Below are 24,199 nucleotides of genomic sequence, written 5' to 3'. Positions count from 1 at the left end.
ACCGAGACGGGAATTTCCCCCATCAACGTGCTGAAAACGTAGGGATATCCGTGATATTTCGCCGCAGATTGACCCTGCGTTGTAACGCTATCGCGTTGCGTGCTGTTACGCGGGGCGGGCATGAGCGCCCCACCGAAGCCGACGCCGCTGACGCGCGCCGACCTCTTGATCGAGGCGATGCTGACCGTGGGCGAACTGCGCAAGCCCGGGTACGTCAACAAGGTGCTCGACCAGCTGATGGTCCTGGAAACCGAGATCGACGAGGGCCGCGTGCACGTGCTGCGGCCGGCATGGACCGACGAGGAACGCGAGCAGGTCAGGCAGGACGCCGAGGACTGGCTGCGCGAGGCGAGCGTAAGGGTGCGGGCGCGCGCATCTGCGCGAAAACGACGCAGCGAGTAAAACAACCCAAGCTCGACCTTGCGGTCGGCGGGGTTGAGTGCATAGGTAAGACCCCTCAAGTGGGGGTTTACTGTGTTTGTCTCTCGTTCCAGCGGCGCGCGTACTGCGCCGCCGATCCAGCTCGCGCCTGCGAAGCCGGAGAAGTGTCGCCGCAAGACCATGAAGCGGCTCAAGCAGCTGAAGCCGCCCAAGCGGCGCGAAGGCGAGTTCTTCCTGACGCCCGACGAGATCGAGCGGCGCTGGATCGAAGCCAAGTGCGACAATTGCCGAGCGTGCGCGGTGCTGGCGGCGTAGGTCATGCTGCCACCTGGGCAGCAGCCCGCTCTGCGGCCAGCGCTGGGAATTTGCGCGCTTCAGCGGCGTGCGCCAACTCTTCAAGCGTGGCGATTTCGGCCGCGACAATCCTGGGCCAGTACGCGGGCGGGATGCTCTCCTCGCGCTTCCATGCAGCCACGAGCCCGGCGTCAACCACCGCAGCGGTCGTGCTTATCGATCTGGCCAGGCGCGTTGGGCCACCAGCGTCAGCGATGATGTCTGTATGGGTGCGCATCGAGCACGATCTGTATCTTTCCTACAGATGCGCCACAAGCAAAATCTGTAGGATTTCTACAGATGCAAAATCGTAGGTTTCCTACATGAGCGAAGCCCACGACAGACTGCGCAAAGCGCGCATCGCCGCCAACTTCAAGTCAGCGGCCGCGGCGGCCCGCGCGCACGCTCACCTGGATTGGAGCGTCAACACCTACTCGTCGAACGAAAACGGTAACGCACCCTTCTCCTACGCCATGGCCCAGGAGTACGCGGCCGCTTTCAAGGTTCGTGCTGAATGGTTGTATGCAGGCACCGGACCAATGCGGGACGAGCAGCCGGCTGAGGCGCAAGGCATTCGGATCATTGGCAGCGTCGGCGCATCAAGCGACGGCCTGGTGATCATGGAGACCGCTCACGACCGATACGATTACGCGCCAGTCCCTCCCGGTGGCACGCTGAAAGCCAATGCGCTCGAAGTTCGTGGCGGGTCGATGCCCGGCATCGCGGATGAAGGCGCTCTGCTCTACTTCGAGGAACAGGTCACCAAGCCGACAAAGGATATGATGGGAAGGGTCGTCATCGTCGAGACTATGGACGGCCGGGTGTTGGTGAAACGCCTGCTCCGAGGAACAGACAAGGGCCTGTTCGATCTGGAGTCTGTGGTGGGCCCCACGCTTGAGGATGTGAAGATCCGCTGGGCGGCTCACATCACCGCCATCATTCCCCCGATCCATGCTCAGAAGATCATCCGCCGCTGGGCGCACGCTGCATGATACTCCGGGCCTTCTGCACCACCGCCGCTTTGGCCATTGCTACATCGGCCTTAGCACAGCCTGCCGCCGCTCCATCTGACTATGAGAGCTACGTTCGCCTGTACCTTCGGACGACGCTAAAGGACCCCGGCAGCGTTCAAATGGACCTGCTGCGGCCACCGGTTTGGGGCGACTTCACTCCAACCAAGACGCCCTGGTCCAAACCAGAAGCAGGATGGAAGGTCTGCTACTCTATCAACGCCAAGAACTCGATGGGCGGCTACACCGGCTACCAGACCGTGCTGTTTGTGCTTCATTCGAGTGGACCGGTTAAGCAAGCCTTCTTCGCCAAGGACTACGACTACCCCAGCGGCAACCGCGTTCTGCGGGAATGCGCCGCCTGACATGCCACGTCGGCGGCAACACGGCGAACAGTACGACCCCCACCCCACCGCTTACCCGATCGCCAGGCGGCGATCCTCCGTCGCGCCATCGGCCGAGGAACGTGTGCCGCCGATGCCGGGTCAGTTCCACGATCAGCCGCTCGATCCTGATTTCGGCGGCAGCTTGGGAGCTTGGGTTTCTAAACCGCCTACCGAAGCCGCCACAATCATCTGCGCTCGGGTCGCGGACCTCGGGAGGCACGGCTTTCCCACGTTGCTGATCGAACGGTGGGAGACCGAAAACGGCGCCTCTCTAGCCCCACACTTTGCCGCTTGTGGTCTCGGCCCGAGCCTGACGCCAAAGCCGGTGGCTGACGAATCCTCCAACGACGGCTGATCGGCGCGAAGCCAGCCAGCTACAGAATATGTATGTTTTCTACAGATTTTGATTGACTGTCATTCTGTAGGTTTTCTACAGTCTCCTCACAACTCGGGGGAGACAGAAATGTCCGACACCACCGCCACCAACGAGATTTTCACGACCGACGCGGGGCTCAACGCCCTGCTGTGCGGCGAGAGCCTGACCGCGGCCCGCTTCGAGGTCGCCCGGAGCGTTTTCGGCCCCAACGACCAGCCGGTCCTGTTCGGTCACCTGGCGATCGAGACCGCCTACGTCCCCGGCGCCGAGAGCGACATCCTCAAGCTGGATCCCGCGCAAATCTACGGAGTGCGGCCCAGCCGCGTCGATCGCATCTGGTTCGCCGAGCAGGTCCTGCAAGGTCCGATGGCGGGCCTGGCCAACACCGTGACCGTGGCGTTCGACCCTGTCACCGGCGCGGTCACGGCGATGTTCCTGCATATCGAGGAGCACGACGGCGAGGACGATAGCGGGCCGTGCTTCACCGGCGGGCCCGCTCGCGAAGAGCCGATCGCCCCCATCCACTGGGCCCCGGTGGCGACGATGACGCCGTCTCTGCTCTGGCCCGAGGGGTTCCGTCCCACCCAACCGGCCCGCCTCGACGCGCCGGTTCAGCCGCCCATCCAGGATGCCGCGCTCGCCGCCGCCCATCGGCAATGCCCCACCTTCTCACGTAGGGGTCTCATGCCGGGCGAAGCAGCTGCGCTGCAGGACTGGAAAGGCCTGGAAGCCTGGGCGGAAGGCGAAGGCGTCATCGGCGCCTGTCCCTGCCAGACGTTCGCCAAGCGCTCGACCCTCTACGACATTTCCAAGGGCATCGTGGATCGCATCGCCGGCCGCGACGCCGCCGACGAGACCGGTCGCCCCGACCACGGCGGCGCGCCCAGGCAACGCCTGAGCCGCTGGGACGTGGTCTGGATGGTCGGGGCCTGCCTGGCCGCCATCTATGTCATCGCCCGGCTGAGCTGGGCCATCCCCCGGATTCTCACGCCGTGAAGCCGCTCCTCCCCTGGAGCGCCCCAGGCGCGCTGCCCGTCGTGATCGCCGCCATCGCCGCCGTGATCTGCCACGCCCTCCTCTGGATCCAAGGCTACCTGTGAAAAGCCCCCTCATCCCCATCGCCGCCACGCCCGCGCCCGGTTCCCGCCCCTGGGTCGGAGAGCGCTCCGCGCGCCGGTCGGGCCCCTTCCTGCCGGGCACCCTGTCGATCAACGGCGTCGTCCTCGAAATCCAGCGGATCGACGTGACCTTCCAGAGCCCCGACTGCGCCCACTTCACCTCGCCCCACGTGATCGAAGGCGAAGTGATCTCGGTGCGCGACGCAGACAAGGCGGCAGGCTGATGGCCCAGATCGTAGAGCGCCGCCGCGTAAAGCACTTCCACCTGGCCTGCGGCTCGGGATCCGGCGCGGCTGGCTTCAACGACGGCCAGGCGCGCGTCGGCAAGCTCGAGGCGCAGATGGTGTGCTTGGGCGGCATCGACGTCGACCCCGCCGCCATCGCCGATTTCGAGTACCTGACCGGGGCCAAGGGCACCGTCCGCGACCTCTTCAGCCGCGACCAGTATATCCGCTTCTGGGACCGCGAGCCGCCGGAAGGCTGGACCGAGGCCCTGCCCGTCGACCTGCGCATCGCCGCCGGCAACGAGCGGCCCAACATCATCTTCATCAGCGCGCCCTGCAAAGGCTTCTCGGGTCTGCTGCCCGAACAGGCCAGCAAGTCGGTCAAGTACCAGGCGCTGAACGAGCTGACCCTGCGCTGCCTGTTCCTGGCGCTGGAAGCCTGGGCCGACGACCCGCCCGAGTTCTTCGTCTTCGAGAACGTGCCGCGCATCGCCACGCGCGGCCGCTCGCTCCTGGACGAGATCAACAAGATGCTGCGGGCCTACGGCTACGCGGTCGCCGAGACCACTCACGACTGCGGCGTGCTCGGCAACCTGGCGCAGAGCCGCAAGCGCTTCCTGCTGGTGGCGCGCCACATCGCCAAGGTGCCGCCGTTCCTCTACGAACCGCCCCAGCAGCCCCTGCGCGGCGTCGGCGAGATCCTGGACCTGATGCCTCTGCCGGGTGACGAGCGCGCCGGGCCCATGCACCGGATGCCGGCCCTGCAATGGCAGACCTGGGTCCGCCTGGCCTTCGTCGAAGCCGGCAGCGACTGGCGCAGCCTCAACAAGCTGGAGGTCGAAGGCGGCAAGCTGCGCGACTACGGCATCGTGCCCGACCTCGGCGGCGGCCTCGCCGTCCAGGATCCGCGCCCGACCGGGGCGGACTGGAACGGCGACGTCCTGGGCGTCCGGAGCTGGAACACCACCACCGGCACGGTGGCCGGGCGCTCCTCGCCCACCAACGGGGCATTCAGCGTCGCCGACCCGCGCGTCGACGGCCACGACAAGTCGGTGCAGCTGGGCATCCGCCACTGGGACCAGCCGTCGGCGGTCATCAAGGGTGACGTGTCGGTGGGCACCGGGCCCTATGCCGTGCCCGATCCGCGCATCGGCGAGAACGGCCCGCGGTTCAACAACGTCTTCCGCATCGTCGCCTGGGACCAGGCCGCCCAGGCCGTCACGGCCGGCGGCGGCAACTCGGCCGCCATGGTCGCCGACCCGCGCCACCCGTCCAAGGCCGGCTACGAGCACACCAAGTACCAGGTGACCGACTACGCCGACGCCACCCGCACGGTGATCTCGGCCAGCACCACCGGCGACGGCGCCTTCGCGGTGGCCGATCCCCGCCGCGAGCACTGGGGCAACGGCCAGTCGGGCGTCTGCAGCTGGGACCAGCACGCGCCGACGGTCACGTCGCAGCGCGCTCCCGGGCAAGGCACCTTCTCCGTGGCCGACCCGCGCCCGACCCACGGCCCGGCCGCCCACACCAATAAGCACGCGGTCATCGCCTACGACGGCGCCAGCAAGGCCGTCACCGGCAGCGACCGCGTCGGTTCGGGCGCGCTGAGCGTCGCCGACCCGCGCCCCGTCGGCCTCAACGGCCGCGAGATCGCCCGGCCCGACCACTACGGCGTCCAGACCTGGGAAGGCACCTCCGGCGCCGTGATCGGCAACGGCCATCCCTGGGACAACGGCCGCTGGTCGGTCGCGGACCCGCGCCCCGACTGCCTGCAGGGCCGTGACCGCGACACCCACGCCAACCAGGGCCACTACGGCGTCGTGCCGTGGGCCGAAGCCTCCAAGGCCGTCCCGGGCGCCGCCAAGAACAACAACGGCTCCTGGTCGGTGGCCGACCCGCGCAAGGTCGAGCCGACGCCCCTGTTCGCCCTGCCCGACGCCAAGGATCGCCTTGTCTGCGTCATCCGTGCGCTGGACGGCACCTGGCACCGCCCCTTCACCACGCTGGAGCTGGCGGGCCTGCAGTCGTTCTTCAACCCCGAGGTGGCCTTCGCGTGGTTGCGGGATCCATCCGCGCCCCTGCCCGACAAGGCCACCATGCGCCGCCTGGGGATGTTGCTGGACGGCAAGTCCGACAGCGCCTGGCGCGAGCGCATCGGCAACGCCGTGCCCCGGGCCAGCGCCAAGGCGATCGGCTCGGTGTTCGCCCAGACCCTGCTGCTGGCCTGGTCGGGCGAGAGCTTCATGCTCTCGGCCGCGCCGATCTGGGTCCAGCCGCTGGCCATCGCCCTGGCCGTCCAGACCGAGAACCAGCCCCATGAATAGCCCCGACGCCACCGCCCTGGCCGTGGCCGCACGCGCCCTGATCAACGCCGTCGACGCCTTCTTCATCAGCCCGCACGACGCGGCCGCCGAGGCGGCCGAGGACGTGATGATCGACGCGCTGGGCGACGCCCGCCGCCAGGTCGCCGCCTTCGAGCGCGCCGACCTCCCCACTCCCTCTCCGGCCCAGTCCTGAAAGCCTGACCATGTCTTTTGACCAAATCCTCGTCGTCGACCTCGAAGGCACCGACTTCCCGCCGGACGCCGGCGTCGTCGAGATCGGAACCTGCAGGACCTTGATCCTGGACGACGGTCCGATCGCCCTGCCCTGCCATACCAGCATCTTCGTCAACCCCGGCCGGCCAATCCCGCCCGAGGCCAGCGCTGTGCACCACATCATCGACAGCGACGTGGCGCCCTACGACAGCTTCGAGAAGTCGTGGCCGCTTTTCCTGGCGCCGGAAGACCGGGCGCTCGCCGCCCACCAGGCCGACTACGAGCGGGCTTTCATCAAGCCGGACATGACCGGCGACCGCCCCTGGATCTGCACGTGGAAGAGCGCCCTGCGCCTCTGGCCCGAAGCTCCCAGCCATGGCCTGCAGGCCCTGCGCTACTACCTCGGCCTCGCCGGCGTCGAGCGCGCCCAGGCCGCCCCGCCCCACCGCGCGGGCCCCGACGCCTACGTCTGCGCCCACCTGCTGGCGCACATGCTGACCGTGGCCACCGTCGGGCAGCTGATCGCCTGGTCGGCCGAACCGGCCCTGCAGGTCAAGGTGCCGTTCGGCCAGCACCGCGGCCAGCGCTGGACCGCCATGGACGACGGCTTCCTCGTCTGGGTGCTCGAACGCGACTTCGACGAGCACGTGCACTTCACCGCCCGCCACGAGCAGAGCCGCCGCGCGCAGCTCGCCGCGGCCGCCTGACCCCTTCACCCACCGCAGAAAGAGGACGCCCCCTCATGCTCGCTACCGCCACCACCAACGCCACGGCCACCGACGAAGCTTCGGAAGGCCGCAACCCCAACCCCGTCGACATCCACGTCGGCGGCCAGATCCGGCTGCGCCGCAAGATCCTCGGCATGAGCCAGGAACAGCTGGCCGACGCCCTGGGCCTCACCTTCCAGCAGGTCCAGAAGTACGAGCGCGGCGCCAACCGCGTCAGCGCCAGCAAGCTCTACGCCACCGCCAAGATCCTGGGGGTGACGGTGCAGTCGTTTTTCGACGGCCTGGCCGAGTACGAGACCAACGACGAGATCGACAACCCGATCGTCCACCTCGCCGGCGTCAACGGCGGCGTCGAGATCGCCGAGGCCTTCCAGGCCGTCGACAATCAGGGCCGCGCCGCCATCCTGCAGATGAGCCGCGCCCTGCTTTCGGCCGCTGCGCGCAAGGCGGCCTGACCATGGCCAAGGCCTTCAGCGTCCTTTTTCAGCAGTACGTGACGGTCACCATCGAGCGCGACCGCCTGGGCGAAGCATTCCTGGAGACGGTGGCCGCCGCAGAAGGCGTCGACGTGCTGTCGGACGAGCTTCTGGCGCAGCTGGTGGTGCAGGACATCGCCAGCGGCTCGGGCCGCTTCGACACCAGGGCGCTGGGGATCGACCTCAAGCCGGGCGCCGTCCAAGTCGAACTCGCGGGGGGCTGACCATGGGACGCCGCCCCAACCCTGCCACGCCGCCCAGCTCGGCCCAGCTGCTGGCGCCCGTCCGCCGCTGGACGGGCGCTCGCAAGGAAGCCGTCGTGCTGGCCGTGCGCCGCCGGCAGCTGACGCTCGGCCAGGTCATGCAGGCCCACGGCCTGTCGCTGGATGAGTACCAAGCCTGGCAGCGCGACTTCCTGCGCCACGGCCGCATCGGCCTCGCCGTCACCCACATGCAGGCGCTGCCGCGATGACCGCCTCGTCCAGGACCTTCGTCACCCGCGCCGACGTCGAGGCCCAGGCCCGTGCGGCGGCCGAGAAGGCCGCCAAGCAGGTTCAGAGCGAACGCTACGTGCTGAACCTCTTCGCCGACTGCGTCCGCGACACCAAGGGCCTGGGCGTCGTGCTCGGCTGGTCCTGCGACGAACAGGGCGACCCGCAGCCCGTCTTCACCATGCGCCTGCGTGACCAGGCCGCCGCCACCCTTCTCAAAGAACTGATTTACGGGGGTTACTGACCATGTCGCCTATCTCCAACCGCGCCCAGGCGGCCGCCGCCACGCGCGAGCGCGTGCTGACCGCCGCCGGCAAGCTGTTCTCGGCCCGCGGCTACGAGCGCGTGACCATCCGAGATATCGCCGAGCGCGCCACCCTGACCGTCGGCGCCGTCTACGGCCACTTCACCGACAAGGAACGCCTGTTCGACGCGTGCTTCCCCAGCGACAGCCGCCAGCGCCGCGTCGCCGAGGCCATGCTGAACGCCTTCAAGGCCGATCCCGACGCCTGGCGTCTGGCGACGGCCGCCGTCCGTGACCGCTGGCTCGCCGCGGCCGATCGCGGCCTCGACGCTCCCTCCATCCAGCAGGCGGCGTAACCATGGCCCAGCAAGCCCCCCAGACCCCGCAGACGCCCCTCGAGGCGCGCGACCGCATCCTGCAGGCGCTGTCGGCCGCCGGCGCGGCCGTCTCCGGCCTGTCGGAGTTCCTGCGCCCCCACGAAGGCCAGGATCCCGACCGCAGCCTGCAGGCCCTCCTGGACCTCGCGGCCGCCGGCGGCTCGCCCACCTTCGAACCGCTCGGCGAAGAGGCCATCGAGCCCCTGTCGGCCGCCCTGGCCCTCGCGATCGAGGCCGGCGGCGTCGATCACCGCCACGGCCAGCTCTACGCGGCCCTCACCCGCTATCGCGACGGGGACGCCTGACCATGGCCCAGCAATCCGCCATCGAATGGACAGACGCGACCTGGAACCCGATCGCCGGTTGCTCGGTCGTCAGCCCCGGCTGCACCAACTGCTACGCCATGAAAATGGCGGCCCGCGTCGAGGCCATGGCGGCCGCCAACGGGCGCACCAGCCCCTATGACGGCCTCACGGCTCCGTCGAAGGCCGGCGCGGTATGGAACGGCCAGCTGCGCCTGGTCGAAGGCGCGCTGTCTGCGCCGATCGGCTGGCGAAAGCCGCGCCGGATCTTCGTCAACAGCATGTCGGACCTGTTCCACGACGACGTCCCCGACGCCTGGATCGACAAGATCGTGGCGGTCATGCACCTGACGCCGCAACACACCTATCAGGTGCTGACCAAGCGCGCCGCGCGGCAGCGGACCTACTTCGAAGGGCTGGTCGCCGACCTCGAGGAGCGCCTGTGGGCCACGGGCATGTACGAGTTCATGAACCGGCCGGCCTTGCCATTGCCCAACGTGCACCTGGGCGTCAGCGTCGAGGATCAGGTTCGCGCCGACGAGCGGATCCCCGAGCTGCTGGCCACGCCGGCGGCCGTGCGGTGGATTTCCGCCGAGCCGCTGCTGGGGCCGATCGACCTCACCCGGATCCAGGCCCCGCGCCATGTGCCCGAGGACCACGATCTGGACTGGAAGTTCAACGCGCTGGTGGCCGGCGATTACTACGAGTTCCAGGACAGCCAGGGCATCTGGGAAGGCGGCGACGGCCCCTATCGCGTCGCATTGGACGGCGTGGTCGTGGGCGGCGAAAGCGGCCCCAAGGCCCGCCCAATCCACCCGGACTGGGTGCGGATCATCCGCGACGACTGCGCGAACTCCGAAGCCGCCTTCTTCTTCAAGCGGTGGGGCGAATGGGCCCCAGGCGAGGCCAACTCCCTGCGCAAGACCCTGGCGGTCGACGGCGCACACTGGTTCGACGACCGGTGGGACTTCGTGCGTATCACCGAGGCCGAAGGCCGCGAGCTGCACGCCGACGACGAACCCGTCGTCTGGCGGGTCGGAAAGCGCCACTCCGGCCGCCTCCTGGACGGCTTCGAACACAACGACCTGCCGGCGGTGGCCCATGCGTGAGCGGCCCATCCTCTTCAGCGCGCCGATGGTGCGGGCGCTGCTGACCGGCGAGAAGACCCAGACGCGACGAACCATGAAGGTGCAGCCGGTGCTGCGCAGCGGCGTCTGGGAGTTGTTCGGAACCGGCTGGAGCGAGAGCATCGAGACGGTCCCGGCAGTCACCGACGGCGCCGTCGCTCTGAACTGCCCATACGGCCGGCTGGGCGACCGGCTCTGGGTGCGCGAGGCCATCGTGGCCGAGGAGTTGGCCGGCGGAGACGACGGGGTCCGCTATCTCGCCGACGACAATTGGTCGGCGATCCCCAACACGCCGGAGGCGGCAGACCGCTGGCTGACGCTGTTCCACTACGGGCAAAGCGAAGGCTCACGGCCGAGCGGCCTCCGCGGCAAGGGCGTGCCGTCCATCCACATGCCGCGCTGGGCCTGCCGCCTAGTCCTGGAGATCACCAGCATTCGGGCCGAGCGCCTGAACGCGTGCAGCGAAGCTGACGCGATCGCTGAAGGCTCCCGCGAGCCAAGCCTGGTCCCGATCATCGGCGGGGGCTGGTCGGAACGCGACGTCTACGCCCGGCTCTGGGAGCACATCAACGGCAAGGGCTCCTGGGCCGCCAATCCGTGGGTCTGGGTGGTCGAGTTCAAGAAGATCGACGCCGATGGCTAGACGCCTGCGCCCCTTCGCCCTCGTGGTCGCCGTCCTGGCGGCCTTCTGGATCCTGCTCGGCAAGAGCTGCTGGGAGCACTTCAATGGTTAAGCACGACGCCGAGGCTGCGACCTCTCGCGCCAAGCGCGACGCCCGGCGCTGGATAGCGGGGCACGAATGCAACGAGCGGGTCTCGCGCTCGTTCGATTTCCGCACGCCGGGCATGGGCAGCGCTTACGCGTTCTCGATCACCTGGACGCCAGGCAGCATCGCCCTGGCCGGCGACGTTGGCGAAATCACGCTGACAAACCATTCGCTCGGGAATCTCGTGGGCGCCCTGAGCTGGGCGGCCACAAGCGACACCAGCTACCTCCTGGAGAAGACCGACCGCCGCAAAGTCTACGATCCCCAGCAGACGGCGGCCGACATCATCGGCTTCGCCAACGAAAGCGCCCTGTGGGAGGAAGGCGACCGGCTCAAAGACCATCGCCGTTGGCTTCGTGAGCGGCCCGATCCCTACGCTTGGGTCGAGCCCTGGACCAATGGCGAATACCACTGGTGGGATCAGGCCCCAGGCGAGTGGGAAATGTGGGCCGAAGATCGTCCGGCACCCCGGGCGTTCACCAAGGAACGCGCCTCCCGGAAGGACTTCTGGTCGGGCCGAGCGCTCGAAATGGAGGTCGTCGAACCTCCCCGCGGATGGTGGATCTGGCACCGGCTACGCGAGGAGATCGCGCCTGAGCTGCCCAACGAAGCGATTTTTCGGAGTCGCCATCGACGGCGGATCGCCCGCGGCCTGCTCACCCACCTCAAGCAGGCCCGGCCCGACCAGGCCGCCGAGCTGTGCTCCAACCTGCGCCTCGACGACTACTACGGCGCCACGCGCTGGGATCCGCGCTCACTCGGCCAGGTCGAGTGCATCCGCTACGGCGCCTGGCTGGCCCTGATCCACCTCGAGCCCGAGCGCGCCTACACGTGGCGACCGCCCGGCTGGAACGAGCTGAGCGACGCCTTCCCCGAAACCCACCGCGCCCTCGAAGCGCGGCGCGCCGAAGAGGCGAAGGCTTGGCGCGCGAGCAAGCTCCAGAAGGCGGCCGCGTGACCCCTCCAACCCGCCCCACTCTGCGATATCTCGGCGGCAAGTGGCTGCTGGCGCCCTGGATCCTGGAGCACTTTCCCGCGCACAGGACCTATGTCGAGCCATTCGGTGGCGCGGCCAGCGTGCTGCTGCGCAAGTCCCGCTCCCATGCCGAGGTCTACAACGATCTCGACTGCGATCTGGTGAACCTGTTTCAGGTCCTGCGCGATGACGCGATGGCGGAACGGCTGGTGCGCATGGTCGCCCTTACGCCGTTCTCGCGCGCCGAGTTCATGGCCACCTATGCCCCATCGGACGACCCCGTCGAGCGCGCCCGACGCCTGGTCGCCCGTAGCTTCATGGGCCACGGTAGCAATGCGGCGAACATTGAGCGCTCGACGGGTTTCCGGGCCGATAGCACCCGCAACGGCACCACCCCGGCCGTCGATTGGATGAACCTCCCGCCTGGCCTGGCGCTCGTCGCACAGCGCCTTCGCGGCGTCGTCATCGAACAACGGCCGGCGCTGGAGGTCATGCGTCGCTTCGATCGGCCTGACACGCTGGTCTATGTCGACCCACCCTATGTTCACGACACCCGGTCAGCGAAGAAGGTCCGAGGGGCGCTCTACAACGCCTATCGCCACGAGCTGAGCGACGAACAGCAGGTCGAGCTGCTGGAGGCCCTGGACGGCCTCAAGAGCATGGTCGTGCTCTCCGGCTACCCCCACCCGCTCTACGACGAGCGTCTGGCTCACTGGAAGCGCGTGACACGCGAGGCCATGGCCGACGGCGCCCGCGTCCGCACCGAAGTCCTCTGGATCAACCCCGCGGCCGCCGCGCGCGCCGCCGACCTGTTCGGAACAGCTGCATGACCGAGACGCCTACCTGCACCTACACAGCGCTCGCGACCGCCTGCCGGCAGTTCATGCCGAAGGGCCTGGCTCTAGACAATGCCAACGTCGCCGACGACCTGACCATCCCCCTCGACGCGACCATGGGGGAGCTACGGCGCCTGCAAGCCGCCATCGACGCGGCCGATCAGGCGGCAGACCGCGAGGTCTCGGGCGTCGCCCTCCTGAAGTTGGTCCAGGACGCCGAAGACCTGTCGACGGCCTCCGCCCTCGTGCAGGCCGCGCTCGATTTCTTGACCAACGACGAGGCGGCGCTTGCCGAGGGCCGCCGCTGGGCGCCCGACGAGGGAGGCGGGAGTAACTTGCAAAAAATGCAAGTTATTATGCCGGTGGAAGTCGTGCAGGACCTTGTGACCGCCGCTGTCGAGCTGGATCGCTTGTCCTTGGTGATCGACAGCGCCGTCCGCCACAGCGAGGGCGCTAACCACCAAAACACCAGGGAAGTCAAAGCAGCCCTGAAGTCCCTTCGCGTCGCTCTGGCCGCTGAAGGGGCCTCAAGCCGATGACCGTCCAGTACGAAAAGATAGTCGCAGCCCTCAAGGCCGCGCCAGGCGGCCGATATGAGGTGACAACCCGGCATCTGGCCGCCGATATCTACGAGGCCCTAGGCTATCAGGTCGTGCGCGGCCGGACTCAGCCGAAAGGCATCGTCTGGCGCTATCGCGGCGCCGGACAGCTGGGCCTAGTCACGCACTGGCGCACCATGCAGGACTTCACCACCTCGATCGACGACGCGCTGGGCCTGATCGAAAAGCTGATCGGGCGGGGGTTGCTTAGCATCGAGATCACTCACGAAACCTCGTCTCCGGGCGTCTACCCGGCCGTCGTCCTGCGCTGGCGGCCGATCGGCGAACCAGGCAACTGGCATTGCGCCATCCAGGGCGCAGCGACGGTTCCGCTGGCCCTGATGGCGGCATTGTTCGAGGCCATGGGCCGGCCCTCGTGGCGCGCCCCGGGGGGTGATCGTGGCTGATACGTTCCTCCCCTCAAGCCAGGGCAGCAGCGGATCCTCCGGCTGTTCTCCGGCTCGAACCACGACGTGATCTTCATCCCCCACGACCCGTTCGAGATCAGGATCTGCAATGCACTGGTCGCTCGCAAGTTGCTGCTGCCATTCGAACACGCAGAAGGGTCAGGCTACGAACTGTCTGACGCCGGCCGTGAGGCGGTTCAAAGGGAGGTCGACTAGGTGATTGCTCAGCAAGTCGCCCCCTCGCCGGCCAACTCGCCGCACACCGTGGCGATCGGGCCCATGACCGAGGCCAGGATCCGAGCGTACTTCGAGCGCAAGCCGATCATCACCGCGAAGGCCTGCGCCGACCTCCTGGATCTCGACCCCAAGACCTTGCGCGGCATGACCGCACAGGGCTTGATTAACTGCGTGCTGACCGGTGCGAAGGGAACCACGAAGGCCTATACCGAGGCCGACGTGCGGGACTATTTTACCCGTCCGCGCGCCCCTGTACGCCCGCAGGAGCTAGATAAACCTTGTCCGTCTATAAGCCGAAAGGCTCGCGCTTCTATCAATTCGACTTCCAATACAAAGGTAGTCGGTTTCACGGAAGCACTGGCCAGACGACGCTCCGAAAAGCCGAAGAAGTAGAGCGCGCCAAGCGGGAAACCGTCGCGCTCGCCTTCGCGCGAGCGCAGCCCGGAAAGGAACCCGACTTCGCCCCCAAGAAGGCCATGCCGACGCTCGACGTCGCCGCCCAGGAATGGTGGGAGAACAAGGGCCAGCACAACGGCAAGCCCCAGGATCCGGCTGACGTGCGCCTGCGCGAAACGCGCCTGGCCAACGCGGTGCGCTTCGTTGGCGGCGATCTGATCGTCACCGAGATCACGACCCAGGATATCTCCCGCGGTATGCAGCGCCGGCGGGGGCAGCTTGTCGACAACGGTGGTCGCTGGTCTGAAGCGAAGGTGCCGTCGAACAGCACCGTCAACCGCGACGTCATCGACACCATTCGACCTGTCATCCGGCACGCCTGCAAGCTGCGGCAAGTGCCCGCGCCAGCGATCGACTGGGGCGAAATCCGGCTCCCCGAGCCCAAGCCCAAGCCGAAGTATTTCGACCAGGCCCAGCTGGCGGCGATCGATAAGGCGCTGCCCAGGTGGTGGCGCTTCTTCGCCCACTTCCAGCGCCGCTACGCGCTGCGCGTCAGCGAGATGTTCTTTTCGCTGGAGTGCATCGACGTCCCGGGGCGACGGATCACCATTCCCGACCGTAAGGGTGACGACGACCACATCATCCCGGTTCTTGCCGACGACATGGCCGTGCTCGCCGCCCTGAAGGGTCGCGCGGCGGCCGCCGGCCTGGAGCACGTATGGTTCAGAGAGCTGAAGACCGGCGAGCTGCTGCCGCTGCACCGTGGTGGCGCCGTCAACGTCATCCGCATCGCCATGCGGCTGAGCGGCATGAGGGAGGCCAAAGGCGCCCGCGGCTCCCACGCCTTCCGCCACCACGCGGCCATGACCTACCTGCGCGCGACCAAGGACCTGCTCGGGACTAAGCAGCTGCTGGGCCACGCCAATATTCAGTCGACCCTGACCTACGCTCACGCGCTGGAAGACACGGTTCGGGCTGGCCTGGAGGCTGCTCTAAAGTCCCAGAATAATCCCGAAGAAGAAGCGATGACGCCTGATTTTGTCGCGCAAAATCAATTATTTATCAAGCGGTGACGCTGGAACCTAAATCCAGTGCGTCTACCAGTTCCGCCACATCCGCGTGGGCGCGTCATCTAGCGCGAGTGATCGCGTTCGTCATCCGAAACCGTGCCCCGCGCCAATTTCCCCAGTTCTCTACGGTGAGGCCGATGTAGTCGTAGAGCTTCTTGTGAATGGGGCCGGGTTCGGAGAGCTCGCCCCACGACGCCCAGTCGTCGACAAACGCCTGCGGCAGCGCGCCCGAGAGCACCACCAGGTTGTCGACGGCGGTTACATCGAAGCTCTGCGCGTCCTCCACGGACATGACATAGAATCCGGGCGTCGCCTCAGCCCGCAGATCATCCGCGCCGCCGATCCTGAAGCGACGCGGAAGCGCCGATGCCCGCCGCCAGGCCTCAAGTCGGTCCACCACCAGATGGTGATGGAAGGGCGAACAGATCAGGAAGCTCGTTTCGCTCGCCATCCGGAACTCGAAGTCCTGGGAGATGAATGCGCTGATCGCTTCCCGGGCGGCGTCCTCATTCATGCGCATGGCGCTGCGCAGCGCCGAGGCCGCCCCGCCAGCCTTGATGAACTCCACGGTGAGCCGCTTACCCTCGAGCTCCCGCCCCTCGAAGGCCATCGCGAAACGCAGGTTGTGGGGAAGATCCATGCCCACCGGAAGCCCTTGAGGCTCCCAGGACAGCACGCCGTAGATCCTTGCCGCGGGATAGGACCGCCTGAGGTCGGTCAGATCGCTGGCGGGATGGACGTCGGACACGAACAGGTGGCTGAAAAACTGCTCTCCGGCCCATCGGCCCATCTGCGCCACGGAGGCGACCTGGATCATTTCCGGATCGCTGGATCCTCGCCGGCCATCCAGCCCGGGCAGGCCCTTGAGGATGCTGTCCCTGAACTTGTCCCGCAGCGCCCTGTGCGGCGCCACGAACACGCCGCGCTCGATCTCGTCCTGCGCCAGAAGCTCGCCAGCCACGCGTTCGAGCACCGTGGTCTTGCCCGCGCCCGACGGCATCACGGCCCATGACACGTCCTGCCCTCGCAGCAGGGCGCGCGCCGCCCGGAGGCGATGATCGCGAAGCACCGGGACATCCCGGCGCGACCGCGGGGCGGGCGCGGGGCGCCCCGACTCCGCCGCACTCGGAACCGGGAACCTGGTTCCGTGCACCAACGCATCCCTGAAACACGCGCCCTCGACACGCGCCTGGCTCAAGTCCGCGCCCGAGAGGTCGGCGCCGGTGAAATCGAACCCCTTCAGGTCGGCGGCGGCGAAATCGACTCCTCTCAGGTTGGCGTGACGGAAGTCGCTTCCAGGGTCGAGGCCGGCCGCGACGACCTGCGCGGCGAAACCCTGGCCCTCGGCCGCGCGAATCGCGCGCACCCGCTCTCGCTGCTCTTCGGTGAGCTCCACTCCCCGCCCCCTTCCCGCGCCGCGCGATGCGCACGCGACCCGACGCAAGCAAAACAACCTTCGGTGCTCACTGAAGCTGATCTTGGCGGTGGATTGCAACGCCGCCTCGGCTCGCGCGAAGATTTTTATCGCAACCTCGGAACCGCCCTCGGGCGACGTCGTTTTCTCCGTGTCCCGTCGAGCGTAACGCCACGGGACATTGACCGGCCCGGGCCTTGCCCCCCCGACTGACGCCCGGGCCGGTTTTCCCTCTCCCTACGGATCAGGTCCGGCGCGCCATCAGGTCGCGCTTGAACTTTCGTGGATTTGCACGCAACCATTCCAGATCAGCGACGGTTAACTGCGCCATGGCGTAGGAGAACAGCGTATGCGGACGATCGAGGTCAACCAGACCGACGGCGGTTGGGAAGTCACCTGCGACCATCAGGTGGTGTTCACCGATGCCCTCGAGCAGCGATCGTTCCAGGCCGCGCTCGACTACGGCAGCCGGCTGTTCGACGAAGGCGTCCGCGCCGAAATCGTCCTGCACCGCCTCGAAGCCTGATCCGCCCTTCCCGCCTGTCCGCCCCGCGAGCGCGACGTCGCGTCCCCTTGCGGCCGCGCGCCCCGCGCTTTAAAGCCAAGCCTGCATCAAGAGTTGGGCTCGCCCAACGCCAACCTGCTTCCCGAGCAAGGTGGCGCCCCGTCGGGGGGATGCGGCCGCGACGGCAACGAAACGGGTGAGCCCTAGAGCCGTCGCGAGTCTTTGCTCTATCGACGGACGGACGCTGCCCATGCCCATCAAGATCCCCGACGACCTGCCGGCCCGCGCCTCGCTGGAAGCCGAAGGCCTGTCGCTGATGGCCGACACCGAGGCCGCCCGCCAGGATATCAGGCCGCTACGCATCGGCCTCCTGAACCTGATGCCCGACAAGCCCAGCACCGAGCGTCAGTTCGCGCGCCTCCTGGGCGCCAGCCCGCTGCAGGTGGAGCTGTCGCTGATCCAGCTGGCCAGCCATTCGCCCAAGACCACTTCGGCCGAGCACATGTTGGCCTTCTACCGCACCTGGGAAGAGGTGCGGCACGAGCGTTTCGACGGCCTGATCGTCACCGGCGCGCCGGTCGAGACCCTGCCGTTCGAGGAGGTCAGCTACTGGGACGAGCTGTCGCGCATCTTCGACTGGAGCGAAACCCACGTGCACGCCGGCCTGGCCGTCTGCTGGGGCGCCCAGGCGGGCGTGAAGCACTTCCACGGCGTGCCCAAGCACGTGCTGGCCGACAAGCGCTCGGGCGTCTTCCCGCACGCCAACATGGCGCCGGCCTCGCCCTATCTGCGGGGCCTGGCCGACGAGATCGACATCCCCGTGTCGCGCTGGACCGAGGTGCGCCCCGAAGACCTGCCGGCCGACGGCGACTTGAAGGTGCTGCTCGATTCGGAGGAATCGGGCCTTTGCCTGCTGGAGGACGCCCGCCGACGCTGGCTCTACATGTTCAATCACCCGGAATACGAGACCGGCACCCTGGCGGCCGAGTACGCCCGCGACCGGATGATCGATCCCTCGACCCCGCCGCCGGCCCATTACTTTCCTGGCGATGATCCGAGCCGTCCGCCCCGCAACCGCTGGCGCAGCCACGCCCACCTGCTGCTCGGCAACTGGCTGAACGAGGTCTACCAGACCACGCCGTTCGAGCTGGAGACGATCGGGGCGTAGGCCGGACAACCTCTCCCTATGGGAGAGGTTGTCCTCGTGCTTCCCACAGCCTCTTCAGCACCGCCGGCGCCAGGCCCGGCAGGTCCTCGGCGATCAGGCCCGGCCCATGGATCGCCGCGCATTCGGCGTGGATCCAGGCCCCAGCGCAGGCGGCGTCAAAGCTGTCCATGCCTTGCGCCGCCAGGCCGGCGATGAAGCCGGCCAGCACGTCGCCCGAACCGGCGGTGGCCAGCCAGGGCGAACCGTTGAGGCTGACGGCCGTGCGGCCGTCCGGCGCGGCGATGACCGTGTCGGGCCCCTTCAGCAGCACGATCGCCCCGGCCCGGCGCGCGGCTTCGCGCGCGGCGGCGATGCGCTCGGGCGAGGCCTTGAGCAGACCCGGAAACAGCCGCTCGAACTCGCCCGCATGCGGGGTCAGCACGTCGTCGCGATCCAGGCGCGCGAACAGCTCGTCGGGCGCGTGGGCGAAGCTGGTCAGGGCGTCGGCGTCGACCACCAGGGCCGCGCCCGTGCCGGCCAGGGCGGTCAGGTTTCGCGCCGTCGCCTCCCCCACCCCGGCCGCCGGGCCGATAACGGCGGCGGCCGCGCGATCGGCCAGCACGGCCAGATCGGCGTCGGTCTCGAACGGCGCCAGCATGACCGCTTCCAGGTGGGCGGCGTTGACGGCCAACGCCCCCGGCGGCGACAGCAGGGTGACCACGCCCGCCCCGACCCTCAGGCCGGCTCGGGCCGACAGGCGCGCCGCGCCGGTGCTCCAGGCCTCGCCGCTGACCACTACCAGCCGGCCGCGCGCGTGCTTGTGCGCGTCGTTGGACGGCCAGGGAAACCGCGCGCCCCACAGGCCCGGATCGTTCTCGACCAGATCGCCGGCGCCGGTTTCGGAAAGACCGATGTCGATCACCTCGACCTCGCCGCAGGCCGCGCGGCCCGGGGCCAGCACGTGGGCCGGCTTGCGGCGGTGGAAGGTGACGGTGAGCGCCGCGGCGAAGGCGTTCTCGCCCAGCGGCTCGCCGGTGTCGCCATGGACGCCGCTGGGCGTGTCGACGGCGACGATGCGAGAAGACAACCCTTGCGCCGCTCGCGCCAGTTCTTCGGCGAGCCCTTCCAGCGGCCGCGACAGGCCGGCGCCGAACAGGGCATCGACATAGAGTTCGGCCGGAGAGACGGCCGGGTTCAGCGGATGGACCTCGCCGCGCCAGCGCTCGGCCGCCCAGCGGCACGCGGGCGAGGCCGGCGACGCCAGGGCCTCGACCCGCACCGGCCAGCCGCGTCGCCTCAGGCTCCGGGCGATGACATAGCCGTCGCCGCCGTTGTCGCCGGGACCGCACCAGATCACCACGGGACGCCGCGACCAGCGCGCCCGGATCGCGTCGGCCGCGCCCTTGCCGGCCCGCTCCATCAGCGTGGTCACCGGCGCGCCGGCCGCCACCGCCGCCGCGTCGGCCGCCTTCATCTCGTCGACGGTCATGATCTGGCGGGGCGACACGGGCGGCTCCATCAAAGAACCCCGGTGGAGGCCTCCCTGCCTTTCTCGACCAGCCGCAGGCGGTTGTCGACGACTTCGAAGACGGTGACGCTGGCGTGGTCGGGCCTAAAGGCCATGACGGCGCCGGTCCCTTGCGCCGCCGCGACGGCGGCGTTGAGCGCGACGAAATGGCTGAAGACGGCGCATCCCTCGTATCGAGCCAGAGCGCCAGCGACCTCGATCGTCCAGGCCAGGTAGTCGCGGTCGCCCTCGATATCGGACCAGTCGCCGGCGAAGGCTCGCTTCAGCCAGGCCGGACGCGCCTCGGGCGCCAGGTCGGCCGGCGTCGGGATCTCGCCCACGGCCGGCTCGATCTCGACCTCGACGCCCAGCAGCGCGGCCAGGGGCGCGGCGGTCTCGCGGCAGCGGCGCAGCGGCGAGGAGACCACCCGGGCCGGCCTCTCGCCTTCCGGCAGGACGGCCAGCACGGCGGCCACCGCCCTCGCCTGCCCGCGCCCCGCCTCGTCGAGGCCCGGATCGTCATCATGGCCGCCCCAGGTCGAAGCCGGCTTGCCGTGGCGGATGACGTGAACCCGCCCCATCAGGCGGCGTCCGGCGTGAAGAGGTTGCGGACCCCGTCGGGATGCGGCCCGACCACGCCCTTGCGTCCGACGCCCTCGTGGCTCTCAAGGTCGGCCAGGGTCGCTTCGTCGTCCGGGGTATTGGCCACGAACCGCGCGCCGCCCTGAGTGCGCCCGATGACGATGCCCATGCGAGCCCCCTGCCGGGCATGGACGACGGTGTAGGTCTCGATGGTCGCGCGGCCTTGCGGCGCCTCGGCGATCGGCGGATGTGGCAGGGCGTCGATCTCCCTCTGGATCACGGCCGGATCCTCGCGTCGCCATTCGCCCTCGACGGGACGCGTGGAATAGACGCCCACCGACTGCTTGGTCAGGAACCAGCCGTTGGCGGTCGACAGGCCATAGGCGCCCGGCCGCTGGCGCAGCCGATCCATCAGCCGCACCACGGCGTGCAGGCTGTAGTTGTTCCCCGGTCCGCCGAAATAAGGCAGGCCGCCGGTGATGGTGAGGCCGCGCGGGTCGTCGAGCGCGATCCCCAGCTCCTCGGCGGCGACCTGCACGGCCGAGGGGAAGCAGGAATAGAGGTCGATCACGTCGAGATCGGCCAGATCGATCCCCGCCATGTCCAGCGCCCGCTTGCCGGTCAGGCGGATGGCCGGGCTGGAATGAAAGTCCTGGCGTTGCAGCGGATACCAGAGGTCGGCCGCGTCGGCGCAGCCGTGCAGGAACACCCAGCGATCCGGCGGCACGCCCAGTTCGCGGGCCATGCCGACGCTGGCGACCAGGACGGCGGCCGACTGGTCGACCTCCATGATGGCGTTGAGGTACTTGGGGTACGGATAGCCGACCATGCGGTTGCGCTCGGTCACCGTCATCAGCTCCTCGGGAGAACGCTCGACGGGGAACCAGGCCTCGGGATCGGCGGCTGCAATCTTGGTGAAGGGCGAGAACAGCGCGCCCAGACGCGCCTGATGGTCGGCCAGCGAACGCCCGTCGCGGGCCCGCAGGGCGTTCTCGAACAGGGGATAGGTGTTGACCGGATAACCGAGGCCATGGGCGGCCTCCTGCTTCGTCACGCCCGGACGCGGATCGCCGATGCGGGCGGGCTTGCTGTCGATGTCGTCGGCCCAGCCGTCGAAGCCCAGGCCGTTCTTCATCCGCTTCATCAGCGAACCGAGAAACTCCGCGCCCGTAACGAGACCCAGCCGCGACTCGCCCCGGGCGATGCGCTCGGCCAGGACGTTGATCGCCTGCTGGGGGCTGTTGCCGCCGGTCTCGGTATAGACCGACCAGGCCGGCGCCGCGTCGATCGCCCGCGCCAGGCTGGCCGGCGGATCCGACAGGCGGGGAAGCGGCAGTTTCGAAAGACCGCCCGGGGCGTCGATGCTGAACGCTACGACCGCCAGAGCGTCCAATCGCGCAAGAACCGTCCCTTCCAACCCGGCGTCGGCGACAGCGCGTTTCGCCGCAATCTTCAGCAATTCCAGCGGCGAAGGCGAATTTTCGGCGGGTCCGCGAAATGTGAACTGGCCCGCGCCGATCAAAACCGGCGTCTCGTCGCGCATGTTCACCCCCGTTCAAACGATCGTTTTCGCGATCCTAGGCAGCTATCGGGTCGCGACAAGGCCGTTTCCAGCCACAATTCCGAAATGCATATTTTTCGATCAAACGTCGCTCAAGATTCACTCATATGCCTGAATGCTCGTCCGAACCGCGACAATCCCTGGAACCCCGGCTTGTAGCGCTCCGGGCGGCGTGATCCTTGCCGCTCAAAGTCAGAGGCCATGCGCCGTCGGGCGCGGAAGAGACCGATGAAAAAGATCGAAGCCGTCATCAAGCCGTTCAAGCTGGATGAGGTCAAAGAGGCGCTCCAGGACATGGGCGTCCAAGGGATGACCGTTCTGGAAGCCAAGGGCTACGGACGCCAGAAGGGCCACACCGAGCTCTATCGCGGCGCCGAGTACGTCGTGGACTTCCTTCCCAAGATCAAGGTCGAGGTCGTCGTCGAGGACGGCCAGCTCGACGCCGCCCTCGAGGCGATCACCAACGCCGCCCGCACGGGCCGCATCGGCGACGGCAAGATCTTCGTCTCGGAGATCACCGAAGTCGTCCGCATCCGGACCGGTGAAACCGGTCCGTCCGCCGTCTAGCCCACGGCCCTCTCCTCAGACTTTCTCGCTCAAAGGGGATATCAATGAGCACCGCCAAGGAAATCCTGGACCTGATCAAGGAAAAGGACGTGAAGTACGTCGACGTCCGCTTCACGGACGTTCGCGGCAAGCTGCAGCACGTCACCTTCGACATCGACCTGGTCGACGACGAATTCCTGAACGACGGCACCATGTTCGACGGCTCGTCGATCGCCGGCTGGAAGGCCATCAACGAGTCGGACATGAAGCTGCGTCCGGACCTGACCTCGGCCATCATCGACCCGTTCTACCAGCAGACCACCCTGGCGCTGTTCTGCGACGTCGTGAACCCGGACGACGGCACCCCCTACAACCGTGACCCGCGCTCGATCGCCAAGGCCGCGCTGAACTACGTCAAGTCGGCCGGCGTGGGCGACACCGTCTACTTCGGCCCGGAAGCCGAATTCTTCATCTTCGACGACGTGCGCTGGTCGACCGCCCCGCACGACACCAGCTACTCGTTCGACTCGACCGAACTGCCGGTGAACTCGGGCAAGGCCTATCCGGAAGGCAACATGGGCCACCGCCCGGGCCCCAAGGGCGGCTACTTCCCGGTGAACCCGGTCGACTCGGCCCAGGACCTGCGCGGCGAAATGCTGGCCGTCATGGGCGAGCTCGGCATGAAGCCGGAAAAGCACCACCACGAAGTGGCGCCGGCCCAGCACGAACTCGGCCTGAAGTTCGACACCATGGTCACCATGGCCGACCGCATGCAGCTCTATAAGTACGTGATCCACAACGTGGCCCACGCTTATGGCAAGACCGCCACCTTCATGGCCAAGCCGATGTTCGGCGACAACGGCTCGGGCATGCACGTGCACCAGTCGATCTGGCAGGACGGCAAGCCGCTGTTCGCCGGCGACAAGTACGCCGGTCTGAGCCAAGAATGCCTGTGGTACATCGGCGGCATCATCAAGCACGCCAAGGCCATCAACGCCTTCTCGAACTCGACCACCAACAGCTACAAGCGCCTGGTGCCGGGTTACGAAGCCCCGGTGAAGCTGGCCTACAGCTCGCGCAACCGCTCGGCCTCGATCCGCATCCCGCACGTCGACTCACCGAAGGCCAAGCGCATCGAAGCCCGCTTCCCGGACCCGATGGGCAACCCGTACCTCACCTTCGTCGCCCTGCTGATGGCCGGCCTTGACGGCATCATCAACAAGATCGACCCGGGCGCGGCCGCCGACAAGAACCTCTACGACCTGCCGCCCCGCGAGCAGAAGAAGATCCCGGAAGTCTGCGGCAGCCTGCGCGAAGCCCTGGAAAGCCTGGACAAGGACCGCGCCTTCCTGAAGGCCGGCGGCGTCATGGACGACGACTTCATCGATAGCTACATCGAGCTGAAGATGGAAGAAGTGATGCGTCTGCAACTGCACCCGCACCCCGTCGAATTCGAGATGTACTACAAGTGCTAAGCCGAAAGGCCTGAAGCACTTTGGGATCGGCCCGGGGCGCAAGCTCCGGGCCTTTTCTTTTGGA

At 67.9% G+C, this 24,199-nt stretch carries 32 protein-coding genes and 1 riboswitch; of the genes, 27 read left to right on the top strand and 5 right to left on the bottom strand.

The annotated features are described in order from the left end of the window. Nucleotides 1-120: 120 nt before the first annotated feature. Nucleotides 121-402 carry a hypothetical protein gene (locus V6S85_RS02295; protein ID WP_334347883.1) on the top strand — a complete coding sequence of 94 codons (282 nt, stop codon included), beginning with the start codon at nt 121-123 and terminating at the stop codon, nt 400-402. Between the two features lie 159 nt (nt 403-561). Next, entirely contained in the window at nt 562-696 is a 135-nt protein-coding gene (locus V6S85_RS02290; RefSeq protein WP_334347882.1) for a hypothetical protein, read from the top strand. Between the two features lies 1 nt (nt 697). Here V6S85_RS02290 and V6S85_RS02285 read toward each other — a convergent pair whose 3' ends face one another. Further along, a complete protein-coding gene (locus V6S85_RS02285; RefSeq protein ID WP_334347881.1) occupies nt 698-952 on the bottom strand; it encodes a hypothetical protein in 255 nt (84 codons plus the stop codon). Nucleotides 953-1,037: 85 nt separating this feature from the next. Between V6S85_RS02285 and V6S85_RS02280 the strand changes: the two genes are divergently transcribed. From V6S85_RS02280 to V6S85_RS02180, 21 genes are all read left to right on the top strand, one after another. Next, the gene (locus V6S85_RS02280) at nt 1,038-1,706 is read left to right on the top strand and encodes a peptidase S24 (RefSeq protein ID WP_334347880.1); all 669 of its coding nucleotides are present in this window, start codon (nt 1,038-1,040) and stop codon (nt 1,704-1,706) included. Nucleotides 1,707-1,846: 140 nt separating this feature from the next. Continuing rightward, complete coding sequence (locus tag V6S85_RS02275) at nt 1,847-2,089, top strand: hypothetical protein (RefSeq protein WP_334347879.1); 243 nt, start codon at nt 1,847-1,849, stop codon at nt 2,087-2,089. A gap of 484 nt (nt 2,090-2,573) precedes the next feature. Beyond that, on the top strand, nt 2,574-3,482 hold the full coding sequence (locus V6S85_RS02270) for a hypothetical protein (protein ID WP_334347878.1): 909 nt from the start codon (nt 2,574-2,576) through the stop codon (nt 3,480-3,482). A gap of 100 nt (nt 3,483-3,582) precedes the next feature. Continuing rightward, nucleotides 3,583-3,828 (top strand): hypothetical protein, encoded by a 246-nt coding sequence (locus V6S85_RS02265; protein ID WP_334347876.1) that lies wholly within the window; start codon nt 3,583-3,585, stop codon nt 3,826-3,828. Further along, complete coding sequence (locus tag V6S85_RS02260) at nt 3,828-6,152, top strand: DNA cytosine methyltransferase (RefSeq protein ID WP_334347875.1); 2,325 nt, start codon at nt 3,828-3,830, stop codon at nt 6,150-6,152. Before V6S85_RS02265 ends, V6S85_RS02260 begins: the two co-directional genes overlap by 1 nt. After that, nucleotides 6,145-6,345: a hypothetical protein gene (locus V6S85_RS02255; RefSeq protein WP_334347874.1), complete on the top strand. Its 201-nt coding sequence runs from the start codon at nt 6,145-6,147 to the stop codon at nt 6,343-6,345. The genes V6S85_RS02260 and V6S85_RS02255 overlap by 8 nt, the downstream gene beginning before the upstream one ends. A 10-nt stretch (nt 6,346-6,355) precedes the next feature. Next, nucleotides 6,356-7,072, top strand: coding sequence for an exonuclease domain-containing protein (locus V6S85_RS02250; protein ID WP_334347872.1), 717 nt, complete (start codon nt 6,356-6,358; stop codon nt 7,070-7,072). 35 nt (nt 7,073-7,107) lie between these two features. Beyond that, complete coding sequence (locus tag V6S85_RS02245) at nt 7,108-7,548, top strand: helix-turn-helix domain-containing protein (protein WP_334347871.1); 441 nt, start codon at nt 7,108-7,110, stop codon at nt 7,546-7,548. 2 nt (nt 7,549-7,550) lie between these two features. Then, nucleotides 7,551-7,793 carry a hypothetical protein gene (locus tag V6S85_RS02240; RefSeq protein WP_334347870.1) on the top strand — a complete coding sequence of 81 codons (243 nt, stop codon included), beginning with the start codon at nt 7,551-7,553 and terminating at the stop codon, nt 7,791-7,793. A 2-nt stretch (nt 7,794-7,795) separates the two neighbouring features. Beyond that, entirely contained in the window at nt 7,796-8,041 is a 246-nt protein-coding gene (locus V6S85_RS02235) for a DUF1153 domain-containing protein (RefSeq protein WP_334347869.1), read from the top strand. Next, the gene (locus tag V6S85_RS02230; protein ID WP_334347868.1) at nt 8,038-8,304 is read left to right on the top strand and encodes a hypothetical protein; all 267 of its coding nucleotides are present in this window, start codon (nt 8,038-8,040) and stop codon (nt 8,302-8,304) included. The genes V6S85_RS02235 and V6S85_RS02230 overlap by 4 nt, the downstream gene beginning before the upstream one ends. Nucleotides 8,305-8,306: 2 nt before the next feature. Beyond that, the gene (locus V6S85_RS02225) at nt 8,307-8,660 is read left to right on the top strand and encodes a helix-turn-helix domain-containing protein (protein WP_334347867.1); all 354 of its coding nucleotides are present in this window, start codon (nt 8,307-8,309) and stop codon (nt 8,658-8,660) included. A gap of 2 nt (nt 8,661-8,662) precedes the next feature. Beyond that, the gene (locus tag V6S85_RS02220; RefSeq protein ID WP_334347866.1) at nt 8,663-8,986 is read left to right on the top strand and encodes a hypothetical protein; all 324 of its coding nucleotides are present in this window, start codon (nt 8,663-8,665) and stop codon (nt 8,984-8,986) included. 2 nt (nt 8,987-8,988) lie between these two features. Next, a complete protein-coding gene (locus tag V6S85_RS02215) occupies nt 8,989-10,092 on the top strand; it encodes a DUF5131 family protein (RefSeq protein ID WP_334347865.1) in 1,104 nt (367 codons plus the stop codon). Beyond that, nucleotides 10,085-10,753: a hypothetical protein gene (locus V6S85_RS02210; RefSeq protein ID WP_334347864.1), complete on the top strand. Its 669-nt coding sequence runs from the start codon at nt 10,085-10,087 to the stop codon at nt 10,751-10,753. The genes V6S85_RS02215 and V6S85_RS02210 overlap by 8 nt, the downstream gene beginning before the upstream one ends. An 83-nt stretch (nt 10,754-10,836) precedes the next feature. Next, nucleotides 10,837-11,835, top strand: coding sequence for a hypothetical protein (locus V6S85_RS02205; RefSeq protein ID WP_334347863.1), 999 nt, complete (start codon nt 10,837-10,839; stop codon nt 11,833-11,835). After that, nucleotides 11,799-12,683, top strand: a complete 885-nt coding sequence (locus V6S85_RS02200) for a DNA adenine methylase (protein ID WP_334347862.1) — start codon at nt 11,799-11,801, stop codon at nt 12,681-12,683. Before V6S85_RS02205 ends, V6S85_RS02200 begins: the two co-directional genes overlap by 37 nt. Then, entirely contained in the window at nt 12,680-13,228 is a 549-nt protein-coding gene (locus V6S85_RS02195) for a hypothetical protein (RefSeq protein WP_334347861.1), read from the top strand. The genes V6S85_RS02200 and V6S85_RS02195 overlap by 4 nt, the downstream gene beginning before the upstream one ends. A gap of 59 nt (nt 13,229-13,287) precedes the next feature. Next, nucleotides 13,288-13,695 (top strand): hypothetical protein, encoded by a 408-nt coding sequence (locus V6S85_RS02190; RefSeq protein ID WP_334347860.1) that lies wholly within the window; start codon nt 13,288-13,290, stop codon nt 13,693-13,695. Nucleotides 13,696-13,911: 216 nt separating this feature from the next. After that, entirely contained in the window at nt 13,912-14,325 is a 414-nt protein-coding gene (locus V6S85_RS02185; RefSeq protein ID WP_334347859.1) for a hypothetical protein, read from the top strand. After that, entirely contained in the window at nt 14,211-15,401 is a 1,191-nt protein-coding gene (locus V6S85_RS02180) for a tyrosine-type recombinase/integrase (RefSeq protein WP_334347858.1), read from the top strand. Before V6S85_RS02185 ends, V6S85_RS02180 begins: the two co-directional genes overlap by 115 nt. A gap of 55 nt (nt 15,402-15,456) precedes the next feature. On the opposite strand, the gene V6S85_RS02175 is transcribed toward V6S85_RS02180, so the two are convergent. Continuing rightward, entirely contained in the window at nt 15,457-16,794 is a 1,338-nt protein-coding gene (locus V6S85_RS02175) for a pentapeptide repeat-containing protein (protein WP_334347857.1), read from the bottom strand. Nucleotides 16,795-17,161: 367 nt separating this feature from the next. Between V6S85_RS02175 and V6S85_RS02170 the strand changes: the two genes are divergently transcribed. Both V6S85_RS02170 and V6S85_RS02165 read left to right on the top strand, forming a co-directional pair. Then, complete coding sequence (locus tag V6S85_RS02170) at nt 17,162-17,338, top strand: hypothetical protein (RefSeq protein WP_165828804.1); 177 nt, start codon at nt 17,162-17,164, stop codon at nt 17,336-17,338. A gap of 78 nt (nt 17,339-17,416) precedes the next feature. Next, a riboswitch (SAM-I-IV-variant riboswitch) is annotated at nt 17,417-17,519 on the top strand. 48 nt (nt 17,520-17,567) lie between these two features. Further along, the gene (locus V6S85_RS02165; RefSeq protein WP_334347855.1) at nt 17,568-18,485 is read left to right on the top strand and encodes a homoserine O-succinyltransferase; all 918 of its coding nucleotides are present in this window, start codon (nt 17,568-17,570) and stop codon (nt 18,483-18,485) included. A gap of 16 nt (nt 18,486-18,501) precedes the next feature. Here the strand turns inward: V6S85_RS02165 and V6S85_RS02160 are convergent, their stop codons facing one another. Genes V6S85_RS02160 through V6S85_RS02150 form a run of 3 tightly spaced genes read right to left on the bottom strand, consistent with a single transcriptional unit; the run spans nt 18,502 to nt 22,096 of the window. Next, on the bottom strand, nt 18,502-19,953 hold the full coding sequence (locus tag V6S85_RS02160; RefSeq protein ID WP_334348109.1) for an NAD(P)H-hydrate dehydratase: 1,452 nt from the start codon (nt 19,951-19,953) through the stop codon (nt 18,502-18,504). A 29-nt stretch (nt 19,954-19,982) separates the two neighbouring features. Next, entirely contained in the window at nt 19,983-20,552 is a 570-nt protein-coding gene (locus tag V6S85_RS02155; RefSeq protein WP_334347853.1) for a histidine phosphatase family protein, read from the bottom strand. Further along, entirely contained in the window at nt 20,552-22,096 is a 1,545-nt protein-coding gene (locus V6S85_RS02150) for an acetyl-CoA acetyltransferase (RefSeq protein ID WP_334347852.1), read from the bottom strand. The genes V6S85_RS02155 and V6S85_RS02150 overlap by 1 nt, the downstream gene beginning before the upstream one ends. Nucleotides 22,097-22,342: 246 nt before the next feature. Here V6S85_RS02150 and V6S85_RS02145 point away from each other — a divergent pair, with 246 nt between their 5' ends. After that, nucleotides 22,343-22,681: a P-II family nitrogen regulator gene (locus V6S85_RS02145; protein ID WP_116491509.1), complete on the top strand. Its 339-nt coding sequence runs from the start codon at nt 22,343-22,345 to the stop codon at nt 22,679-22,681. Between the two features lie 44 nt (nt 22,682-22,725). Continuing rightward, nucleotides 22,726-24,135, top strand: a complete 1,410-nt coding sequence (gene glnA, locus V6S85_RS02140) for a type I glutamate--ammonia ligase (protein WP_116491510.1) — start codon at nt 22,726-22,728, stop codon at nt 24,133-24,135. Nucleotides 24,136-24,199 lie beyond the last annotated feature (64 nt).

It is taken from the genome of Caulobacter sp. CCNWLW153 (assembly GCF_036889365.1).
Taxonomy (GTDB): domain Bacteria; phylum Pseudomonadota; class Alphaproteobacteria; order Caulobacterales; family Caulobacteraceae; genus Caulobacter; species Caulobacter radicis.
Note: the sequence above shows the minus strand (reverse complement) of the source record. Positions and strands in the feature narration are given on the sequence as shown.

What these genes read in the sequence shown, in the direction of transcription:
- V6S85_RS02295 (WP_334347883.1), top strand. Translation starts at nt 121, where the DNA reads ATGAGCGCCCCACCGAAGCCGACGCCGCTGACGCGCGCCGACCTCTTG.
- V6S85_RS02290 (WP_334347882.1), top strand. Translation starts at nt 562, where the DNA reads ATGAAGCGGCTCAAGCAGCTGAAGCCGCCCAAGCGGCGCGAAGGCGAG.
- V6S85_RS02285 (WP_334347881.1), bottom strand. Translation starts at nt 952, where the DNA reads ATGCGCACCCATACAGACATCATCGCTGACGCTGGTGGCCCAACGCGC.
- V6S85_RS02280 (WP_334347880.1), top strand. Translation starts at nt 1,038, where the DNA reads ATGAGCGAAGCCCACGACAGACTGCGCAAAGCGCGCATCGCCGCCAAC.
- V6S85_RS02275 (WP_334347879.1), top strand. Translation starts at nt 1,847, where the DNA reads ATGGACCTGCTGCGGCCACCGGTTTGGGGCGACTTCACTCCAACCAAG.
- V6S85_RS02270 (WP_334347878.1), top strand. Translation starts at nt 2,574, where the DNA reads ATGTCCGACACCACCGCCACCAACGAGATTTTCACGACCGACGCGGGG.
- V6S85_RS02260 (WP_334347875.1), top strand. Translation starts at nt 3,828, where the DNA reads ATGGCCCAGATCGTAGAGCGCCGCCGCGTAAAGCACTTCCACCTGGCC.
- V6S85_RS02255 (WP_334347874.1), top strand. Translation starts at nt 6,145, where the DNA reads ATGAATAGCCCCGACGCCACCGCCCTGGCCGTGGCCGCACGCGCCCTG.
- V6S85_RS02250 (WP_334347872.1), top strand. Translation starts at nt 6,356, where the DNA reads ATGTCTTTTGACCAAATCCTCGTCGTCGACCTCGAAGGCACCGACTTC.
- V6S85_RS02245 (WP_334347871.1), top strand. Translation starts at nt 7,108, where the DNA reads ATGCTCGCTACCGCCACCACCAACGCCACGGCCACCGACGAAGCTTCG.
- V6S85_RS02240 (WP_334347870.1), top strand. Translation starts at nt 7,551, where the DNA reads ATGGCCAAGGCCTTCAGCGTCCTTTTTCAGCAGTACGTGACGGTCACC.
- V6S85_RS02235 (WP_334347869.1), top strand. Translation starts at nt 7,796, where the DNA reads ATGGGACGCCGCCCCAACCCTGCCACGCCGCCCAGCTCGGCCCAGCTG.
- V6S85_RS02230 (WP_334347868.1), top strand. Translation starts at nt 8,038, where the DNA reads ATGACCGCCTCGTCCAGGACCTTCGTCACCCGCGCCGACGTCGAGGCC.
- V6S85_RS02225 (WP_334347867.1), top strand. Translation starts at nt 8,307, where the DNA reads ATGTCGCCTATCTCCAACCGCGCCCAGGCGGCCGCCGCCACGCGCGAG.
- V6S85_RS02220 (WP_334347866.1), top strand. Translation starts at nt 8,663, where the DNA reads ATGGCCCAGCAAGCCCCCCAGACCCCGCAGACGCCCCTCGAGGCGCGC.
- V6S85_RS02215 (WP_334347865.1), top strand. Translation starts at nt 8,989, where the DNA reads ATGGCCCAGCAATCCGCCATCGAATGGACAGACGCGACCTGGAACCCG.
- V6S85_RS02210 (WP_334347864.1), top strand. Translation starts at nt 10,085, where the DNA reads ATGCGTGAGCGGCCCATCCTCTTCAGCGCGCCGATGGTGCGGGCGCTG.
- V6S85_RS02205 (WP_334347863.1), top strand. Translation starts at nt 10,837, where the DNA reads ATGGTTAAGCACGACGCCGAGGCTGCGACCTCTCGCGCCAAGCGCGAC.
- V6S85_RS02195 (WP_334347861.1), top strand. Translation starts at nt 12,680, where the DNA reads ATGACCGAGACGCCTACCTGCACCTACACAGCGCTCGCGACCGCCTGC.
- V6S85_RS02170 (WP_165828804.1), top strand. Translation starts at nt 17,162, where the DNA reads ATGCGGACGATCGAGGTCAACCAGACCGACGGCGGTTGGGAAGTCACC.
- V6S85_RS02165 (WP_334347855.1), top strand. Translation starts at nt 17,568, where the DNA reads ATGCCCATCAAGATCCCCGACGACCTGCCGGCCCGCGCCTCGCTGGAA.
- V6S85_RS02160 (WP_334348109.1), bottom strand. Translation starts at nt 19,953, where the DNA reads ATGACCGTCGACGAGATGAAGGCGGCCGACGCGGCGGCGGTGGCGGCC.
- V6S85_RS02155 (WP_334347853.1), bottom strand. Translation starts at nt 20,552, where the DNA reads ATGGGGCGGGTTCACGTCATCCGCCACGGCAAGCCGGCTTCGACCTGG.
- V6S85_RS02150 (WP_334347852.1), bottom strand. Translation starts at nt 22,096, where the DNA reads ATGCGCGACGAGACGCCGGTTTTGATCGGCGCGGGCCAGTTCACATTT.
- V6S85_RS02145 (WP_116491509.1), top strand. Translation starts at nt 22,343, where the DNA reads ATGAAAAAGATCGAAGCCGTCATCAAGCCGTTCAAGCTGGATGAGGTC.
- glnA (WP_116491510.1), top strand. Translation starts at nt 22,726, where the DNA reads ATGAGCACCGCCAAGGAAATCCTGGACCTGATCAAGGAAAAGGACGTG.